The organism is Glaciecola sp. HA4-3 (assembly GCF_055693685.1).
Genome location: NZ_CM146340.1, coordinates 3,527,039 through 3,544,688, shown reverse-complemented (window position 1 = coordinate 3,544,688; position 17,650 = coordinate 3,527,039). Strand labels below are relative to the sequence as shown.

Sequence of the window (17,650 nt, the reverse complement as noted above, 5' to 3'; positions counted from 1 at the left end):
ATGTCAAAAATAAATAGACGAGACTTTTTACGCAGTGCCAGTGCGATGGCCGTTAGTGCAGGTTTGCTTGGTAGCCTAACAAGCAGCAATGCTTTTGCCAAAGACGTAGAAGGCTACAAAGCTTTAGTGTGTGTCTTTTTCTTTGGTGGTCTGGATCATAACGACACCATATTACCGAAGGACCAAGCATCCTATGATATATTTTCGAGTCGCCGAGCTGAATTAATGGGTGCATATGATGCAAGCTCGTCAGGCTCATCTCGCAACATCAACAATATTTTAGCGTTAAATCCCCTCAACTCACCTGATTTAGGTGGTCGTGAATATGGTTTACCCCCTCAATTAGCACCTTTACATGAACTCTTTGATAATGAAGAACTTGCCGTGGTAGGAAGTGTTGGACCACTTATTCGGCCGGTCACACGTCAAGAATTTGAGCAGCGCACCGTCGAGCTACCCAGCCGCTTATTTTCACATAATGACCAACAATCAACATGGATGGCCTTAAATGTTGAAGGCGCAAGAGTCGGCTGGGGTGGCCGCTTGCTTGACTCAACTATACGCAGTGACGCTACGCTTAATACAACGTATATGGGCATTACTACCAGTACCAACAATACTTTTTTAACTGGGCAATTGGCCTCAGGCTTTAGTGTGTCGTCAAATGGTGGTGTGCGAGTTAACCCGGTAGAGCGCCGCTCAATATTAGGAAGTAACAATCATTTTAATGATGCTCGAGCCCGTTTACTGGCATTTTTAGAACAGCGCGATTTTAACTCTAACAATGTGTTTGAAAATGATGCCGCTAACTATCAAGGCTTAGGAGTGAGCAATGGCACAGTGTTTGCCGATGCTTATGCTAATGTTGCAGACTCTAGCGTTGTATTTCCAAGCACAGGATTAGGAACCCAATTAAAAACCGTAGCCGAAACCATATCGATTCGCGAAACACTTAACGCCAAACGCCAGGTGTTTTTTGTTGGTATTGGTGGCTTTGATTCTCACTCAGCACAAGCCAACAGTGTACCTGGTTTACAAACTCAAATCGCTGATGCCATTAAAGCCTTCAGAGACGCTATGATTGAGCAAAACATGTGGGATGATGTCACATTATTCACCGCTTCTGACTTTGGTAGAACCTTAAACGACAATGGTGACGGAACAGACCATGGCTGGGCTGGGCATCACTTTGTTGCAGGAGGCAGTGTAAGAGGCGGTAACATTTTTGGACATCTACCAAGCATGGAACAAGACAGTGAAGATTATACGGATGGACGTGGCCGCTTAATACCAAAAGTCTCTGTTGAGCAATATGCGGCTACATTAGGCAGTTGGTTTGGCTTAGATGAAGATCAAATAGCACAAGAGTTTCCAAACCTAGCTAACTTCACTGATAAAGACATTGGCTTTATGCGTTAAGCTAAGGCCTCTATTAAAGGAATGTCTGGCATTATAAGAGGCTTTGGTAGTTCACAATGCCAAGCTCTTTGTTTTGCAAGGGCATGTACAAATCGGTAACCGGTGTGTTGTTTCATTAAGCCATATACTTTTTGATTTGCTTGATTTAAGTGCCTAGCTTTAGCAAAGTCATTCCTTTTTATCGCTTCGACTATCGGTACCAATAATTCTGGTGCCGTGCCTGCCAGTGTAGAATACCAAGTACTGGCCCCCGCTATCATTGCTTCACAGCAATTCGCATCAACTGCATATCCAGCTTGCCACTCCAAAGTACTTAATATTGTATGTTGCTCAGTATTATCTGGTTTAGCGAAGGCCTTAATTGCTTGTATGTTTGAATGTTGGGACAAGCGCTCAAGTAACGCTATAGGTAAGGTTTGGCCGGTTGTGACCGGATTGTCGTAGACGCACAAGGGTAAAGGGCTAGCATCTGCAAGACCCAAGAAATAACTTTCTAATTCTGTCGTTGTTAATGGAACATAAGCAAAAGCATTAGCAATGATCCCTTGAGCACCGTTTTGATACGCCATTTTTGCATAGTTGACTGCTTGTGCGGTCGTTGTTGCGCTTACCCCTGCAATCCATGGAGTAGAGACTTCGCTCCAGCACTCCATAACCATAATTCTTTGAGATTCGTTTAAATATGCAAAACTACCCGTGCTACCTAACACGCCAATAGAATCCAAGCCTGAATTATCGATATGGTCACGCAACGCACATAAGCATGCGATATCAGGTGTACCATTTTTCATCGGTGTGATAGGAAAACCACTTAAACCTGCAAAAACCATAGACTATTGTTTCCTCATTTAGACACTAATTTTCTTTTTCTAGCTCGTTTTGTAAGGATGCAAGTTCGTCCAAAATACGAATAAATTTTTGACCAAATTCAGTGACTTTATATTCCACTTTAGGAGGGATTTCGTTGTATGCGATCCGCTCTAATATACCGAATTCTATATTTCGACGCAGACAATCATTTAATACTTTTGTGCTTAAGCCCTCTACACTCCTAACCATTTCACTAAGGACGACAAATGTCATTTGCAAGCAGTTGATAAACCGTTAAAGACCATTTACACCGGAAAATCGCTTCAACCATACGCGCCGATTTAGCGGGCGCTGACTTTATTGAAAATAATTTTTCTTTAGTATTCATTAAGATACACCTAATTGTAACTACCTAACTAATTTGTGCGTACTTTTTTAGGCACCACTAGACGATTAAGATTAACACGTTAATTACACTTACATGAGGTATTTTATTATGACTTACGTTCCTTCAGCTACTGCGCTAATTATTGGTGGAACCAGCGGAATCGGTTTAGCAACGGCAACATTATTAGCCAAAGCGGGTGTGCATGTTGTGATCACAGGCAGAAATCAGGCAAAGCTTGAAAATTCACTCTCTATGCTCAATGAAATCGGTATCGCCAGCTCTGTTCAAATTGATTTGTATAATCAGGATGATCTGCAAACCCTTATTGACTATATTAATGACACAAATCACGTTATTAACTACGTGGTTAATGCGGCGGGCTCTTTTAATCCAAAAGGTTTCTTAGATCATACTGTAGATGATATTAATGTTTATATGGACTTGAACAAATCCTTCTTTTTGTTATCTCAAGCCGCTGCTAATAACATGAAACGTAATAATGGTGGAAGTATAGTGAATGTGGGGTCGATGTGGGCTAAGCAAGCGATAAAAGCAACGCCGTCTTCAGCCTATTCGATGGCCAAAGCTGGTCTTCACGTACTTACTCAACACATGGCAATGGAGCTGGCAGATGACAATATACGCGTCAATGCTGTATCACCCGCAGTTGTTAATACGCCTATATATGAATCCTTTATCGATGCAAAAGAGTTAGAAAGCACGCTAACAGGGTTCAATGCTTTTCACCCTATTGGGCGAATAGGCACACCACAGGATGTCGCAAATAGTATTGCTTTTTTACTTAGTGAAGAGGCGAGTTGGGTTACAGGCGCAATCTGGGATGTCGATGGCGGTGTAATTGCAGGTCGTAATTAAATTTAAGTATAGGAAAACACATGCTCAATATTGATTTTACTAAACGTGTCGTCATCGACACTAATCAAATGGACTGGGTTCAAAGTCCTGCAGCGGGTGTATTGCGCAAGCCTTTAGCAAGGCAAGAGCAGGAACGAGGCCATGCCACCAGTATTGTCTACTATGAGCCTGGTGCAAGCTTTTCTCGGCATGAACACCCTAAAGGAGAAGAAATCTTTGTACTAGATGGTGTTTTTTCTGATGAAAATGGTGATTACCCTGCTGGTACTTACATACGAAATCCACCTTGGCAGCGGCCATATACCGTTTAGCGAGCAAGGGTGTACGTTGTTTGTCAAATTGCACCAATTCGACCCCGACGACAAACAAACGTTAAGAATTGACACGCAAAATACGCCTTGGCTACAAGGGCAAGGCAAACTAGAAGTCATGCCTTTGTACCAAAGTCCAAATGAAAACGTGGCCTTAGTCAAATGGCCGGCAGGAGAAATATTTAAGCCTCATATGCACTACGGAGGTGAGGAAATATTAGTGTTAAGTGGCACATTCGCAGATGAGTTTGGCCACTACCCAAAACATACTTGGATACGAAGCCCGCATTTAAGTAAACATCATCCATTTGTAGAAGAAGATACTATTATTTTAGTCAAAACAGGGCATTTGCCAATCAATTGATTTAAAAACGCGATAGACAAATAAAATAGGGAAAAAGATATGTCAGGTGAAACAGACTTAAACAAACTAATCCGTTCAATGTCACCAAGTTTATCTTATAGACAATATGTGTTTGTTGTGACTGATATCAAGGATTACTCTGTACTGGGTAGTTTGGAGCCTATATGTACATTTCAAGAAAAAGAAGGCTTAACGCTGATTGTAGAGCGCAGGGTTGCTGATAAACACGAAATGTCTTATTCAGGCGTGTTTCAATGCATTACTCTAAATGTTCACTCTAGTTTGGATGCTGTAGGCCTAACGGCGGCAGTTGCTACTGCATTAACACAGCATAATATCAGCGCGAACGTCGTGGCCGCCTACTATCATGACCACGTGTTTGTTGCTAGCAAGGATGCTCAACCGGCGCTAAGTGTGCTACAAGCACTCACTAAAATCTAACTTAGCGAATAGCCCACTAAACCGCTACCAAATCAGATCATCTGGCACCACGTAGTCTGCATAAGGATCATCTTCTGGTGCAATATCTACTTCATTAGATTTGTTTTCTAAAATAGTATCTTCGTCGCGTGTCACAATCTTATTTGCCACAATACTTGGAATAATTGCGTAGGTGTCATCAAGCCTAGCGATTGCCAATAAACCATTGACTAGCTGTTCCCTTGTTTTCTCATCAACATAAACAAACTTAATTAGATTATTATCGGTAAAATTATACTTAAGCTCTCCACCCTTCACGACAATTTGATTCATCGTTATGAGTTGTTTAACTTGCGCTTTTAACTCTTTTTGATGTTTTAGATCTTGCTGCTCTTTGTTGAGCGCTTTCGCCTTTAGTACTTGCTCATCTTTTTGCGACTCAACACTCGCCTTAACTTCACGAGCCATTTCACGAGACTTCTTTGAGCCTTTTTTAGCCTTTTTGAGTTTCTTTTGATTTACTAGTCCAGCTTTGAGCATTTGTTCTTGAAGCGACAGTTTTGCCATGTTGATGCCTATATATCTTATGGTTTGCCTTATGATATCTTGACCGCAATAATAGTTGAAGATATTTAGGATATGATGCCTAAATAAACCCTAGCACAAAGGGCGATTTAATAAGAATATTTATTCTTTTATACGCAAAAATGCCAAGTAACAAAATATTACTTGGCACTTTCGGCTACTCATTTAGCGACTTCGTCAAGCCGCTTAAGCACTTATTCTTCAGCTAATTGTGTATCAGATTTGTCATAAATATTTACCCATACTTGTTCAGCAGTATTAATAAAGCCACTAGTATCGGTTAACCAACGCTGTTGTACTTGGTCATTTAAATTTAGATACAACTTATTATCGACAATTTTAAATGCCGTTGGATCGGTATCAAACTTACGCTCCATCGTCACACCAAATGCACAAAAACCGCCATATTGAGGTGCAAATTTTTCTGGATTTGAACGAAACAGATCACGATTGCCTGCAGTCGAAAATTGATAAATAGCATTTTTATAAGTGGCTGTGAATTCACTTGAACCTTGAACGGGTTCGCCCGCCGTAAAATAAGCAACCGTGTCATAGCCTTTGATAGCAACATCGTTAGCATCTGCATTTACATCTATGTCAGAGGCGAAGCTAAATGCACTAAACGCGATTGAAGAGGCAATAGCACTTACTTTTAATAAAGTTGATAATTTCATGTTTTGTTTTCCTATAGTGATTAATGCGCATAAACGCGATTATGTGTAAATACATCATATAAGATAGGAAAAAATGAATCTTTATTGCGTCATATAGTCTACACTTTCATACATATCGTCTAATTATGGGGTGTTTATGGATTCTTTATCAACTGTACTGAAAGATACTGACTTGCAAGCGCAAGTATTCTTTAACGGTAACTTATGCCAGTTAAGCCCGTTTGAGCAGTCACCTACAGATAAAGGTTTGTCTGGGCATTTACATATTTTGAATTCAGGCAAGTTAAATATCATTAGCCAAGGCAAAACGATAGCAATTGACAAGCCATCTATTTTCTTTTTTCCACAAGGCAAAACGCATACCTTACAACCTGATCCCCAGATTGGGGCTGACTTGGTATGTGCAAATATTTCATTTCATAATGTATTGGCGCTAAACATTATGGCTAGGCTGCCGGCATTGTTGATATACCCAATTGATGAATTTGCTCAGATTTTTCAAATTAGTCAATGGCTTTTCTGTGAGGCAAACACCGAAAGCCCCGGCAAAGAAACCATAATGGACAAGTTATGTGAAATACTCATTATACAAATGATCAGAGAAACCATTGCTGCAGGTAAGGTGAAACAAGGGCTATTTGCGGGTTTGCAAGACAGTAAATTAGCACGTGCTATCCAAGCAATTCATATATTCCCCTCAAAGAATTGGAGTGTCGAAAAACTTGCACAAGAGGCGCTGATGTCTAGAGCGGGGTTTGCAAAACGTTTTACACAAGTGATGAATCAAACGCCCATGCATTATTTAACCATGCTGCGCTTAGAGCATGCCAAAAAATATCTAATTGAGGGAAAGTCAGTTCATCAAGCAGCGATTGCCGTAGGGTATGATAGCGGCTCAGCATTAGCAAGGTTGTTTAAACAACACTTAAATATTTCGCCGCTGTCTGTAAAAAAGACGCACCTGTCAGCGCGTCTTTCATCAACAAAGTAAACCTATTAAGTTCTTGGTAGGCTCACTAAATATTCAGCGATTTGGGCAAAACGCGGATCATCTGGGTTTGATTCCATTGTTGAGCCTAAAATTCTGCCGTCAGGTGCAATAAAAAATGTGGCCGGTGTACCTGCAATTTCAAAATCTTCAATTGCGACATCGTCACCATCTACAAGTGTTAGCATATTAATACCACGACTAGTTAGCTCACTTTGTGGTTTTGCACCAATCGGCTCATTCACACTAATTCCTAAGACCACTAAACCTCTATCTTCATATTGTGCGCGCACTCGCTCTAAGCCTGGATGGAGTTTTTTGCAATAAGGACACCATGTTCCCCAAAAATGAATAAACATCGGCTGGCCTTTATAGTCGGAAAAACTAACGTCTTTTCCGTCTTGGGTTTGTAATGTCCAGTCTGGCGCCATTAAAACTTGCTTTTCTGACTCAGTTGTTTTGTCTGCCGTATTTGCTGACTGTTGAGCCAGTGCCGATGTACTAAACCCGATAAGCGCAGTTAGTAGTATTGCAATAATGTTATTCATGTTGGTTTCCATTGGTACGCTTATCAATTGTGTATTGATAGCTGATTATTCGTCTATGTAGTAATAGACAGTTTGATCATTAAAAAACTTTCAAGGCCTTTCATTGCGAAAAAACGAGCAATAAAATTCATTAAAAATCAATACTATAAAATCTTTCTGAAATTATTATGCTGCTAGTACTGTCTTTTTTTATACAACGTAAGCACAAAATTTGCGTGTTAACTAAGTATCAATAGGAGACAAACAATGTCGGACTTTACCCTACATAATATTGAAACAGCGCCAAAAGAAGCTAAACCTCTTTTGGAAAATTCCCAAAAAGCGTTTGGCATGATCCCCAATTTACACGCTGTCATGGCACAATCCCCACAATTGCTCGAGGGATATCAGATACTGCACGGGTTAGCGCAAAAGACAGCTTTTAACTCAAATGAGATAACCGTTGTATGGCAAACAATAAATGTTGAGCATGCTTGCCACTATTGCGTACCGGCTCATACTGGTATTGCGCATGCCATGAAAGTACCTGCAGATATCATTGAAGCAGTACGTAACGAAACACCATTTACAGATGAAAAATTAAACGTTTTACGCGACACCACGTTAGAAATAGTACGTAAAAGAGGCCATTTGAATCAAGTTCAAAAGCAGGCCTTTTATGATGTGGGATACAACAATCAACACATACTAGATATCGTATTGATACTGTCGCAAAAGGTAATGAGTAACTATGTGAATCATTTTGCAGAAACGCCACTTGATGCACCTTTCCAGCAGTTTGAGTGGCAAAAAGCCCCTTAGTTGTTTGCCCTCAATTGGAATAGTTATTTGTTATAGTGGCTTGCTCGAGTGTTCACGAGCAGGCCATTTTTTTACTAGATTGTCATCAGAACCAAATTGTGACGCAACCTATACACAATGTCAGCTACATCTAAAAAAACGTCAGTTAAAAGTCAGGCAGGCTTACCACTCCTACCAACTAAGCCAGAACTGCCGACAACGCACACCCATTAGCGAGATTCAATCTAAAGGTCATTGGTTGATCAAAGCGGGATTTGAGATTGATTCGCCTGTGAAGGTCAGAGTGATGGAGGGGTGTTTGGTGCTGACTAGCGAACTCTAAATACTAAAAATCCCTAGTGGTTAGCTAGGGCTTAAAGTGTATGTCCTATTTATTAGGTTTCATAAAAAAACAATACTATTTATTGAGCCTAGAGACAGGGCAAAAAATGGAGAGTGCAACGAGTAAAAACAACGCAAACAAAATCGATGGCACAATAGCCTTTAAGAAGCCAAACTCCCCAAAAAAATAAGCAAAAGAAAACGGGAATCCTGCTGTAGCTATTGCCATTATCAAATACCGCAATACGACAAAGACACCTACGCGCGTACCGCACTTTTGACACGTCACCGACTCGTCATCTGCAACAATACGTAATTTTTCTAAAATAGAAAAATTTTGACCTCCACACTCAGGGCAAACTTTAATTTTCATTATCACTTCCCAATAATCGAGCCTTGCGCTCCTTGGTCGCCACCACCATTATCTTGCTTGATTCTCGAATATCCGCTTGGGTCAGTATACTCCAAAGGGTTACTTAGTACATATGAATCCACTCAGCCTCCTATACCCAATGTCAGCTACATCTAAAAAAACGGCAACTAAAAGTGAGGGAGGCTTACCACTCCTATCAACTGAGCCAGAACTGCCACCAACGCACACCCATTGGTGAGATCCACCTTAAAGACCATTGGTTAATCAAAGCAGGATTTGAGATTGATTCGCCTGTGAAGATCAGGGTTATGGAGGGATGTTTGGTGTTAACCAGCGAACCGTAAAAACTAAAAAGGCACTCATTAATTATTCAACGAGTGCCTATCCTATTAATTATCTATCTGCGTTTAATTATATTTACACATCAAACACATAGAAAATCGTACCAAGAAAAATAACAATTACCGCAATGTAAATATTTTTTTAGATTTACTTACCACGCGACTTTCTTCTTGATCTGTATATTCAGACAAATCAAACAAAAACAAGTCTACAATGTATGTAATCAAAAGCAAGGACAAATATACAATTAACGACATACCAACAGCTTGCAATCCCTTACCCATATAAAGGAACAGCAAGCCAAACAATCCTATAGAACCACCTAAATAGATAAGTGTTTTTGAAACATCATGTCTTCGAAATTGTTTCTTCCCACACTCGTTACACTTTAATGGAAAGCTTTTGCTCGCAAAAGCAGCCTTAGGAATTGTCAAAGCTGAACCACAACTTGAACATCTATTTTTAATCATTCTAATTCCACCCCTAAAGCTCCCTGCACCAGCTCGGAAGTACTAACATTACCTCCAGCATCTGTAGCTCTCAGTGCGCCACCGTTAATAGCCATTACATTTAACCCCATCCCGATAACATCACCAGTTCCAACTATTGTGGCAACTGTAGCCCTACCTGCGATTTGTGATTGAATAACGGGGTTATTCATTACCTCCAGCGTAGCAAGCTTATTTGCTAAATCGACCGCTTTGGCAACTTCAGGATCATTATTATATTCATAGAGTACGCCGCCAATACGTCTTGAATTATCGACATTCTGAGCACAAGTAGTTGAAAAACCTTCACAAGCGACACTACCTCCAGTAACAACCGTACGTATAACATCCTTGGGATAACCAATAGCGCCCTTAACAAACGCTTTCGTTTGTGCCCACCAACCGCGACCCTGCCCCTTTTGTGCAAATTAGTAACAGGAATATAGATCTTTGCCTCCTAATGACTGCTTTAAAAAAGCATTCATTTCATCATCGAATAAAGCCCAGTCCTCCAAAACTCTCGCTGTACTCCTGCCATCGTTTTCGTATCGCGATACATCGTAACCAGCCTGAATAAATAGCTCAGCTATTCTCATAGCCCTACGCTTCGCTTCTTCAGGAGACAAAGCCTGGTTGTGCTGATAACTTGACAGTATAGCTGCTAAGCCGATCTCACCTTTTTCAATGAGTTTCCAAGCTTCATCTTGTTTTAAACTCAAAAACTTGATTGAAATAACGTCACCAAACAAAACTGGCAAGCGGCGCAGTTCTATACCACCTTTAACTGGAGGATGAGTATAGTAAGAAGCTATGTTCAAATAACTCGACGTGTACAGTGATGCAGAAGCAAAAACCTGATAGGAAAGTAACAGTGCTATAGCAATTAACAATTTTTTAATCATTCTAAATCCATTCTTAAAGCTCTTTGTACTAACTCTGAAGTACTCACGTTTTGAGCATATGCAGTTGAAAAAGCCTTCACACGCTGCACTTGCTCCCGTAACAGCAGCGCTTACAACATCTTTGGGTAGCCATAGCACCTTATCACAAACGCTTTCGTTTGCACCACACTTGAGGCAAGGCTTAACACGCTGAGTCGCTGCATGAGCATCAATAAACAAAAGACCATGGCCAGTACGAATATCGTCGGGCAGGTAGAGCAGGAAGCCATCAAACAGGCTGAGCAGTCCAACGATAACGAGTCGGCAGCCTGACCCCAAAAACACCAAAACCCGCGAGTGTGGGCTTTGTTCATTAAGCTATTTCACTTTCTTCGGGCTCTTTTCAGCATGACACTGGCTATCTGCGTTACACCAGACAAAAAATACAAACAAGCAAACATAGCTAAAGACTTCAGTAGAAAAACACACCAAAACCATATTGGTCGTTCGTCTTGAAGTAAGCTATTTCCAGTCCGTAAATCTTGTATTTCTCCGTTAGCGATACCAGACGAAAGATCAAATCCAAGCCAGAAAACTAAGAAGATACTAATGAACGTCCAGAGAAATAAACTTGGTCTTGGCTTAATTTTCATAATCGTATCCTCCCTGTTAATAATAATCTGTCTTGAGGGATATGTAAGAATCCACACCTGAGCCACCTATAAGCGTCTAGCAAAATCTGGGAAGTTCACAGCTATGATGGCTGCTAACTCCTCTTCTATAGATAAAATACTTATAGTTTTAGCGATTTTTTTCGTCATCGATATCATTTTTTGAGACGACATTCTGCAGAAGTAGACTTCTAAAAAATAACGGTTCCTTCAAGATAATTGATTGATGAACCGCATCTACCCCATAAATATTTTTTTGCATTAAGTCGACTTCTAAATCAAATATATTCTGCAATATTTCACTATTTGAAAACTCGAGGGCAAAAAAATACAGATTTCTTTGCTCATGATCCACCACTAACGGATTAGCTCCTTCTGCCAAAAGAAGGTCAAAACATTTTAGATTTTTATGCGTGACACTCCAATGCAATGGGTAGGTCTTTGAAATGTCATCACTGACATTTACTAACGCACCATTAATCAAGAGTTCCTTCAAAACATATGGCTTACAGGAATCTATTACTGTGTAAAAAATTATAGGAAACCCGTTAATTTTAACATTTGGGTCTGCACCAGAATTTAAAAGTTCGCGCAACCTTGATAATGAACTATCCTCGATTGCGTCAACAAGTGCTGACGTCATGGCATCAGTTTTTGGCTCTGTAGCATCAGATGCGCTGACGAATTGTGGCAATAATGATGAAAAAAAAGCAATCAACAACATCATTTTTCTTACAGCAGGAGTAATGCCCTTATTTTTTGAGTAATTCATGAATTCCCCTGTATCGATAGCCATTTTCCGCTAGAGTTATAGCAACACCAATATGGTTACCACTCCTATTCATTATAGTCATGCTCGATGATGTCTCAATTCCTTCTATAGATAAGTTTTCAGCTTGAAAAATATCGATGTTTCTTCTCGTTTGTGCTGTTAAAACAGAATTCCCTAAATCCGGGTCTAAAAATCCCAAACCAGAAGTTAATATTCCAGCCCCACTTTTTTCAGCGTCCCCAAAAGGGTGCCATTTGAAGATTGTAATATCAACTTTCCACCGGACGAAATTGCTTCTATCCCAAGTTTGGCTAATTTCCTCGCTTCTTCATCTGTAATTAATGCCTCGTCATTTTGTTCCAATGATTGTCCAACCTGGTTGGACAAATACTGAAAAGCCCCAGTCTGAGCGCCATTAGCAAATTTCCCACCAGAACTCGCAGGTAATTTTGCGATTTTTGGTGCGCCACCTATATCCGATATTTCATTTGCGCTACCAACCTAATTAGTATAATTAGTGCCTGTTGTCGCTTTAACACTATTATCTGATGAGCCTTTTGCTCCTTGGTCGCCGTCATCATTATTTTGCTCGATTCTCGAATATCCGCTTGGTTCAGTATACCCAAAAGGATTATTTAGTACATATGAATCCACTCAGCCTCCTATACCCAATGTCAGCTACATCTAAAAAAACGGCAACTAAAAGTGAGGGAGGCTTACCACTCCTATCAACTGAGCCAGAACTGCCACCAACCCACACCCATTGGTGAGATCCACATTAAAGACCATTGGTTAATCAAAGCAGCTTTTGAGATTGATTCGCCTGTGAAGATCAGGGTTATGGAAGGGTGTTTGGTACTGACTAGCGAGCCGTATAAATAAATAGCCGCTCATTCAGTGACTATTCAATGAGTGAGCGCCTTCTATTTTATTAGGTTTTTTTAAACTTCTTCTTAATTGGTTCAAAAATCCATTCAAGAGCTTCCCAAAGCTGCACAACTAACAAGCCAATCAAAAAGAGTGCAGCAGCACTACCCCAATAAAATCTTGTATATTCAAAAATAAATAGATCCAGGGTAAAGAAAAAATTGGTACTACAGTAGCCAAACCTCGCTTAATAATCGGCTTACCTTTGATAACTATGCAAGATAGAATTCCAAAAAAAACAGGAACAGCGATTAAGAAATAAAATGGATAATTCTGCTTTAACAAACAAGCTAAAAAATAGCCTAAACTTAAAGCAAAAACCAATAAATAGTTTTTCACTTTCAATCACCTAAAATTATACTTTGAACAACTCTTTCGGTAAGCTTCTGCCGCCCTAAATCAACCCCAGATTCGACTGCGCTAGTGCCATCCCCAATTGTTGCTAAAGCTCCAAGAGGAGACAAGATAACTCCTGTCACAAGTCGGCCTGTGATTTTGCCTATATTATATGAAGTCGGTTCAATATTTCCGGCAGCATTAATAGCTTGATTGGCCACTTCGTTACGAACAGCTTCATTTGTCACAAGTATATAGAGACCCCTATCAACGAGTTCGCCCTCTAGATTAAAATCTGAAAGCTCCTCTGAACCAAGAAGTCCCGTACCACGGCCAACAAACCTAATAGATTTTCCCGTGCCTTTAAACACGGAAGCTACACCACTGCCAAACCCTTTCAGTGCGGCCTTCAAACCATTCTGTTGCCCCTCTTGTGCAGGTGTTACGTCAGTATTTACATTAGCACCATCATTAGGTTCTACACCAGAACTCGCAGGTGATTCAACGATTTTCTGTGGGCCACCTATATCCGATATTTCATTTGCGCTAGCGACTGAATTAGTATCATTAATTCCTGTTGGCTTGTCAACACCATTATCTGATGAGCCTTGTGCCACTTGGTCGCGATCACCATTATCTTGCTTACTTAAAATCTTATTGTTGTGTGCAACGATTTTTTTATTTATCGCGGCAATTTTTCTATTAGTGAGATTAGCTTTGTTTCTTTTCGCTTGCTTGATTCTCGAATATCCGCTTGGGTCAGTATACCCCAAAGGGTTATTTAGTACATATGAATAAGGATTAATTGCTTGACTGTTTCCTTGTCCCACAATAAACGGGTCTACACTCATGAATTGACCAAGGTTATAATCATACACCCGCCCGTTCATATGAATCAACTCTGCTTCATCAAGGTGCTCATGATCGGTAAAACCGCGCCGTGATGGGGTACTACTTGGGTCAAAGGAATTGTTTGTTATTCTGGCCGCTAGACCATAATGACTCATCGCAACGTTATTACCCATTCGGGGTTTGCCAAAGGGATCGTACATTCTATATCCAATAGCATCACCATTTTGATTCGTAAATGTAGTTGCACTTCCTAATCTATCTCGGTGAGTAAACTTAATTGAAGGCGTGCCATTAACCTCTGTCAATATAGCAACATCTGAAATATATGTATTTTCAGTAGTTTGACTTCCACGCTTTTCAACTTCAAACCCTTTACCTAAATAGTAAGTGTGTGTTGTCGTTCCTTGATAAGTTCGTGTTTGTTTAAAACGCATCCAGTTTGCATCATACTTGAAGTCCAATATCGCACCATTTTTAGTAATGCGTGTGGGTTTATCTAAACTATTATATTGGGTTTCTAACTGATTATTGCGATGCGTCAAGTTACCACGAGCATCGTAAGTAAATGAAACAATACTGCCATTTTTTAGCGTCAGTTGGCTTAAACGATTGTTATTGGCATGATACCGGTACGCATTTGAATTATTTTGTGAATAATCGGTTTTTTTCTTTAAATTACCTACCGCATCGTAGGCATAATAAATGTCTGTTGCGCTATGTTGGCCAACACTAGTTGTTTGTGAATGGGTTAAGCGATGTAGGCTGTCATAGGTGAAGGCGTCACTTGACGATACACTTGTGGCCAAGTTTTGCTGCGCTCTAATATTGCCATAGCTATCATAGTTAACATAATGCAGATGGTGTTGCGTCGCCAGACCTTTTTTCACTTTTGACATTAGCATTTGCCCAGTGATTTGGCTATGAAGGTATTCACCGCTTAATTTAGCATTACTGATGTATGCATTTTTAACATTACCAAATACATCTTGATTGGTAATTTCGCGATATACATAACCACTAGCCGCGTTAGTCTCAAACTCCAAATAGCCGCGTGAATTATAAAAATGCCTGACCGTTAAGTCATTAGGGTAAGCAATCGCTTTTACACGACCATAGTTTGCGTCATAGTGCGTTTCACTGCGATAACTAACACCATCAATAGTGGTATTTGTAGCTATTGGACGGGCTAAAATATCATATTCATAGCTACGGCTAAAATCAGGACTGTTTTCACTGGTTAACCGACCTTTTTTAAGTGTATCAAACACAAAAGACGCACTTCCTTCAGGCGAAAATCGCTTAACAACCCTCCCTAATGCATCATAATCAAAACGTGTCACTTTACCATTTGCATCTGTTTGTTTTTCTAGCTCCCCAAAATCATTATACTCAAAAGCCGAATATCCTTGATTGGGGTCGCGTACCCACGTTTTGCGTCCTAAAGCGTCATGGTTTGTGTATATACTATGTCCATTGGCATCAGTAATAACGATTGGGTTACCCAATGCGTCATAAGCATATCGTGTCTTTCCGTTTTTAGCATCGGTAGTTTCTATGAGTAAATTACGCGAATCATATACACGCTGCATTGTCATATTGTGACCATCGGGTGCATAGGTCGTAATATTAGTGGCTAATTTATAATAGGTGTAATCAACGGTTAAGTTTTCAGATGACTCCGTGGCTAGCGCAATTTTTCGGCCCGGACGTGATAACACATCGTAATTAAAATATTGTGTGTAATACTTGGTACCTGATGTATATGGCGCAGATTCTCGAGTAAGTCGATTAACGTTGTCATAGCTGGTATCCACTTTTATAAAATCACCATTAAATCCCTCTACCAGCGCACGCAAGGGTTTACCATTGTTAGCTAAGTATACGTGAGTAGTAGGTGTTCCAGCTTGGTAAACACTCTCTATTGCTTCTGCAATGCCGTTTCCACTGCCATTAACCGCAATTGACCAAGCGTTGCGATAGCGCATATATTGCTTAGGGGCACCCTAGGGTTTTACTTCAATAGCGCGGCCAAGAGAATCGTATTTTGTTTCTACCGCAACTCCATTTGGATCCACAAATTGTTTTACTAAACCACGTGCTGGGTAATACTTAGTGTAACTAGCATGCTCTACATTGCCTACACTCGCACGTTGCTCATAAGGAAAGTAACCATCATTAGCCGCACTGGTACCGTTTTTAGTATACGAGATAGTTTGACTGCGATTTTGTGTAGCTTGGCTGTCATTGGTATTGTTAAGTACGCGCCCTGTACGAGTAATATTTATTGGCAGTCCATAAGTATTATATACCGTGCTTGTCAATGTACATTTTGCGCCAATGCTAGCATTACACGCCGTTGCGCTTAGAGGCACGCTACCCGCAGCCAATGTCATTTGCTTAGGTTTTCTATGTAGTGTATCCCACTGTGTTACATTGCTTATTTGCGTATGGTTAAGCTGTGTATTTGCATGCTTTGCGGTTACCAAACCACTTGGCGTATAGTTACTTGTTTGTCGCTGCCAAGTGTATTTATGAGGCCAGCTTGTTGTCCCCGTAAACTGTTTTTCGGTAGTACTAACTAACGTTCCGTATCCATCTGTTGCGGTAGTAGTTGTTTTTTTGACGTTACCAAAATTATCAACATCGTTTGCTAGCACCCTATTATATGTACTGCTATACCAAGAAAATGTGGTGATGTCGTAGTTTTGTGACAGGCTACTTGCATTAAATATTTGATAGGTGTCGGCATAACTATTGTTATGATTCTCTTCCCATGTTTTTGCCACTGTCATAAAAGGGCTTGCTTGACCTTGCTCATAAATGCGCTGTGATTCGATCAAGCTAGAAAAAGGGAACTTTTGTAAGTACGTTGTTTCAGTTTTTGTACTCAAGGCATCATCATATTCAACTATGGTTCTGAACCCTCTAAACCCTCTACCCTTATTGTTATACATAGCACCATCATATTCATAGCGTTTAGTGTTAAAGGTACCATTGATATTTTTTGTGCGCTTTTGACTGACTACATACATGCTAGATGCAAAGTGAAAATGACTACTATCAACGACATCAGCGTGATTTACGGTATATAGATTTCCGCCCTGACCACTTGATAAGGGCAAATAATCAAATTGAGTTACATTCCCAACTCCGTTATCAATTTGCAGTATTAAATCAGAAGGACGATACTCCAGATTACTTGGCGTACTGCTTGCCGTACTACCATAATTCCTATTTACATAAACACGGTTTTCGGGCTGTCCAACTAGTGGACCCCAAGTAGGATTTTCAGTACGGTAGTTTCCTGCATCGCCATAGTAGTCAAATACTAAATCACTCAAACCTTTACCAAAAGCATCAACTACTGCACTTTCTACCGTGCCAATTAAATTAGTGTTACTCGACGAAATACGGAACGTATCGTCTGATTGCTTAACAAAGCGAAGCGCTTTAAATTGATAAATACTTTTATCATCTGTCTCTTGTGCGCTGAACATCTGACC

General features: G+C 40.2%; 21 protein-coding genes and 2 pseudogenes. 9 read left to right on the top strand and 14 right to left on the bottom strand.

The window, feature by feature from the left end:
* Complete coding sequence (locus tag ACZ1G6_RS16960; RefSeq protein ID WP_472617370.1) at positions 1-1,419, top strand: DUF1501 domain-containing protein; 1,419 nt, start codon at positions 1-3, stop codon at positions 1,417-1,419.
* Here ACZ1G6_RS16960 and ACZ1G6_RS16955 read toward each other — a convergent pair.
* Both ACZ1G6_RS16955 and ACZ1G6_RS16950 read right to left on the bottom strand, forming a co-directional pair.
* Positions 1,416-2,249 (bottom strand): dihydrodipicolinate synthase family protein, encoded by an 834-nt coding sequence (locus ACZ1G6_RS16955; RefSeq protein ID WP_472617369.1) that lies wholly within the window; start codon positions 2,247-2,249, stop codon positions 1,416-1,418. The two genes, ACZ1G6_RS16960 and ACZ1G6_RS16955, sit on opposite strands and share 4 nt — an antisense overlap.
* Before the next feature lie 25 nt (positions 2,250-2,274).
* Positions 2,275-2,617 (bottom strand): annotated as a pseudogene (locus ACZ1G6_RS16950) (winged helix-turn-helix transcriptional regulator).
* 108 nt (positions 2,618-2,725) lie between these two features.
* Between ACZ1G6_RS16950 and ACZ1G6_RS16945 the strand changes: the two are divergent.
* The 3 genes and pseudogenes from ACZ1G6_RS16945 (at position 2,726) to ACZ1G6_RS16935 (ending at position 4,609) form a co-directional block, all read left to right on the top strand.
* Entirely contained in the window at positions 2,726-3,493 is a 768-nt protein-coding gene (locus ACZ1G6_RS16945) for an SDR family NAD(P)-dependent oxidoreductase (protein WP_472617368.1), read from the top strand.
* Between the two features lie 20 nt (positions 3,494-3,513).
* Positions 3,514-4,168: pseudogene (locus tag ACZ1G6_RS16940) on the top strand (cupin domain-containing protein).
* 39 nt (positions 4,169-4,207) lie between these two features.
* The gene (locus ACZ1G6_RS16935; RefSeq protein ID WP_472617367.1) at positions 4,208-4,609 is read left to right on the top strand and encodes an ACT domain-containing protein; all 402 of its coding nucleotides are present in this window, start codon (positions 4,208-4,210) and stop codon (positions 4,607-4,609) included.
* A 24-nt stretch (positions 4,610-4,633) separates the two neighbouring features.
* On the opposite strand, the gene ACZ1G6_RS16930 is transcribed toward ACZ1G6_RS16935, so the two are convergent.
* Both ACZ1G6_RS16930 and ACZ1G6_RS16925 read right to left on the bottom strand, forming a co-directional pair.
* Complete coding sequence (locus ACZ1G6_RS16930; RefSeq protein ID WP_472617366.1) at positions 4,634-5,155, bottom strand: DUF2058 domain-containing protein; 522 nt, start codon at positions 5,153-5,155, stop codon at positions 4,634-4,636.
* A 212-nt stretch (positions 5,156-5,367) separates the two neighbouring features.
* Positions 5,368-5,847: a YHS domain-containing (seleno)protein gene (locus ACZ1G6_RS16925; RefSeq protein WP_472617365.1), complete on the bottom strand. Its 480-nt coding sequence runs from the start codon at positions 5,845-5,847 to the stop codon at positions 5,368-5,370.
* A 136-nt stretch (positions 5,848-5,983) separates the two neighbouring features.
* On the opposite strand from ACZ1G6_RS16925, the gene ACZ1G6_RS16920 reads away from it, so the two are divergent.
* Positions 5,984-6,838: a cupin domain-containing protein gene (locus ACZ1G6_RS16920; RefSeq protein WP_472617364.1), complete on the top strand. Its 855-nt coding sequence runs from the start codon at positions 5,984-5,986 to the stop codon at positions 6,836-6,838.
* A 5-nt stretch (positions 6,839-6,843) separates the two neighbouring features.
* Here the strand turns inward: ACZ1G6_RS16920 and ACZ1G6_RS16915 are convergent, their stop codons facing one another.
* Positions 6,844-7,383 (bottom strand): peroxiredoxin family protein, encoded by a 540-nt coding sequence (locus tag ACZ1G6_RS16915; protein ID WP_472617363.1) that lies wholly within the window; start codon positions 7,381-7,383, stop codon positions 6,844-6,846.
* Between the two features lie 246 nt (positions 7,384-7,629).
* On the opposite strand from ACZ1G6_RS16915, the gene ACZ1G6_RS16910 reads away from it, so the two are divergent.
* A complete protein-coding gene (locus tag ACZ1G6_RS16910) occupies positions 7,630-8,184 on the top strand; it encodes a carboxymuconolactone decarboxylase family protein (protein ID WP_472617362.1) in 555 nt (184 codons plus the stop codon).
* On the top strand, positions 8,144-8,506 hold the full coding sequence (locus tag ACZ1G6_RS16905; protein ID WP_472617361.1) for a SymE family type I addiction module toxin: 363 nt from the start codon (positions 8,144-8,146) through the stop codon (positions 8,504-8,506). The genes ACZ1G6_RS16910 and ACZ1G6_RS16905 overlap by 41 nt, the downstream gene beginning before the upstream one ends.
* 75 nt (positions 8,507-8,581) lie before the next feature.
* Here ACZ1G6_RS16905 and ACZ1G6_RS16900 read toward each other — a convergent pair whose 3' ends face one another.
* Positions 8,582-8,878: a hypothetical protein gene (locus tag ACZ1G6_RS16900; RefSeq protein WP_472617360.1), complete on the bottom strand. Its 297-nt coding sequence runs from the start codon at positions 8,876-8,878 to the stop codon at positions 8,582-8,584.
* 173 nt (positions 8,879-9,051) lie between these two features.
* Here ACZ1G6_RS16900 and ACZ1G6_RS16895 point away from each other — a divergent pair, with 173 nt between their 5' ends.
* Positions 9,052-9,222: a SymE family type I addiction module toxin gene (locus tag ACZ1G6_RS16895; RefSeq protein ID WP_472617359.1), complete on the top strand. Its 171-nt coding sequence runs from the start codon at positions 9,052-9,054 to the stop codon at positions 9,220-9,222.
* Positions 9,223-9,339: 117 nt separating this feature from the next.
* On the opposite strand, the gene ACZ1G6_RS16890 is transcribed toward ACZ1G6_RS16895, so the two are convergent.
* From ACZ1G6_RS16890 to ACZ1G6_RS16870, 5 genes are all read right to left on the bottom strand, one after another.
* Positions 9,340-9,690, bottom strand: coding sequence for a hypothetical protein (locus ACZ1G6_RS16890; protein WP_472617358.1), 351 nt, complete (start codon positions 9,688-9,690; stop codon positions 9,340-9,342).
* Positions 9,691-10,136: 446 nt separating this feature from the next.
* On the bottom strand, positions 10,137-10,934 hold the full coding sequence (locus ACZ1G6_RS16885) for a hypothetical protein (RefSeq protein WP_472617357.1): 798 nt from the start codon (positions 10,932-10,934) through the stop codon (positions 10,137-10,139).
* Positions 10,935-11,390: 456 nt separating this feature from the next.
* Positions 11,391-12,032: an ankyrin repeat domain-containing protein gene (locus ACZ1G6_RS16880; RefSeq protein WP_472617356.1), complete on the bottom strand. Its 642-nt coding sequence runs from the start codon at positions 12,030-12,032 to the stop codon at positions 11,391-11,393.
* Positions 12,033-12,239: 207 nt separating this feature from the next.
* A complete protein-coding gene (locus ACZ1G6_RS16875; protein ID WP_472617355.1) occupies positions 12,240-12,395 on the bottom strand; it encodes a hypothetical protein in 156 nt (51 codons plus the stop codon).
* A 138-nt stretch (positions 12,396-12,533) separates the two neighbouring features.
* A complete protein-coding gene (locus tag ACZ1G6_RS16870) occupies positions 12,534-12,686 on the bottom strand; it encodes a hypothetical protein (protein WP_472617354.1) in 153 nt (50 codons plus the stop codon).
* Between the two features lie 51 nt (positions 12,687-12,737).
* Here ACZ1G6_RS16870 and ACZ1G6_RS16865 point away from each other — a divergent pair, with 51 nt between their 5' ends.
* Positions 12,738-12,914 (top strand): SymE family type I addiction module toxin, encoded by a 177-nt coding sequence (locus tag ACZ1G6_RS16865; RefSeq protein WP_472617353.1) that lies wholly within the window; start codon positions 12,738-12,740, stop codon positions 12,912-12,914.
* Positions 12,915-13,043: 129 nt separating this feature from the next.
* Here the strand turns inward: ACZ1G6_RS16865 and ACZ1G6_RS16860 are convergent, their stop codons facing one another.
* From ACZ1G6_RS16860 to ACZ1G6_RS16850, 3 genes are read right to left on the bottom strand one after another with little or no spacing between them, the layout of a single operon-like run.
* Positions 13,044-13,298, bottom strand: a complete 255-nt coding sequence (locus ACZ1G6_RS16860; RefSeq protein ID WP_472617352.1) for a hypothetical protein — start codon at positions 13,296-13,298, stop codon at positions 13,044-13,046.
* Between the two features lie 2 nt (positions 13,299-13,300).
* Positions 13,301-16,132: an RHS repeat domain-containing protein gene (locus ACZ1G6_RS16855; RefSeq protein ID WP_472617351.1), complete on the bottom strand. Its 2,832-nt coding sequence runs from the start codon at positions 16,130-16,132 to the stop codon at positions 13,301-13,303.
* An 18-nt stretch (positions 16,133-16,150) separates the two neighbouring features.
* Positions 16,151-17,644 carry a toxin TcdB middle/N-terminal domain-containing protein gene (locus ACZ1G6_RS16850; RefSeq protein ID WP_472617350.1) on the bottom strand — a complete coding sequence of 498 codons (1,494 nt, stop codon included), beginning with the start codon at positions 17,642-17,644 and terminating at the stop codon, positions 16,151-16,153.
* Positions 17,645-17,650: the final 6 nt, after the last annotated feature.

Coding starts and splice junctions, on each gene's coding strand:
- ACZ1G6_RS16920 (WP_472617364.1), top strand. CDS start 5,984: ATGGATTCTTTATCAACTGTACTGAAAGATACTGACTTGCAAGCGCAA.
- ACZ1G6_RS16925 (WP_472617365.1), bottom strand. CDS start 5,847: ATGAAATTATCAACTTTATTAAAAGTAAGTGCTATTGCCTCTTCAATC.
- ACZ1G6_RS16945 (WP_472617368.1), top strand. CDS start 2,726: ATGACTTACGTTCCTTCAGCTACTGCGCTAATTATTGGTGGAACCAGC.
- ACZ1G6_RS16915 (WP_472617363.1), bottom strand. CDS start 7,383: ATGAATAACATTATTGCAATACTACTAACTGCGCTTATCGGGTTTAGT.
- ACZ1G6_RS16930 (WP_472617366.1), bottom strand. CDS start 5,155: ATGGCAAAACTGTCGCTTCAAGAACAAATGCTCAAAGCTGGACTAGTA.
- ACZ1G6_RS16910 (WP_472617362.1), top strand. CDS start 7,630: ATGTCGGACTTTACCCTACATAATATTGAAACAGCGCCAAAAGAAGCT.
- ACZ1G6_RS16935 (WP_472617367.1), top strand. CDS start 4,208: ATGTCAGGTGAAACAGACTTAAACAAACTAATCCGTTCAATGTCACCA.
- ACZ1G6_RS16855 (WP_472617351.1), bottom strand. CDS start 16,132: ATGCGCTATCGCAACGCTTGGTCAATTGCGGTTAATGGCAGTGGAAAC.
- ACZ1G6_RS16960 (WP_472617370.1), top strand. CDS start 1: ATGTCAAAAATAAATAGACGAGACTTTTTACGCAGTGCCAGTGCGATG.
- ACZ1G6_RS16890 (WP_472617358.1), bottom strand. CDS start 9,690: ATGATTAAAAATAGATGTTCAAGTTGTGGTTCAGCTTTGACAATTCCT.
- ACZ1G6_RS16900 (WP_472617360.1), bottom strand. CDS start 8,878: ATGAAAATTAAAGTTTGCCCTGAGTGTGGAGGTCAAAATTTTTCTATT.
- ACZ1G6_RS16850 (WP_472617350.1), bottom strand. CDS start 17,644: ATGTTCAGCGCACAAGAGACAGATGATAAAAGTATTTATCAATTTAAA.
- ACZ1G6_RS16905 (WP_472617361.1), top strand. CDS start 8,144: ATGCACCTTTCCAGCAGTTTGAGTGGCAAAAAGCCCCTTAGTTGTTTG.
- ACZ1G6_RS16955 (WP_472617369.1), bottom strand. CDS start 2,249: ATGGTTTTTGCAGGTTTAAGTGGTTTTCCTATCACACCGATGAAAAAT.
- ACZ1G6_RS16880 (WP_472617356.1), bottom strand. CDS start 12,032: ATGAATTACTCAAAAAATAAGGGCATTACTCCTGCTGTAAGAAAAATG.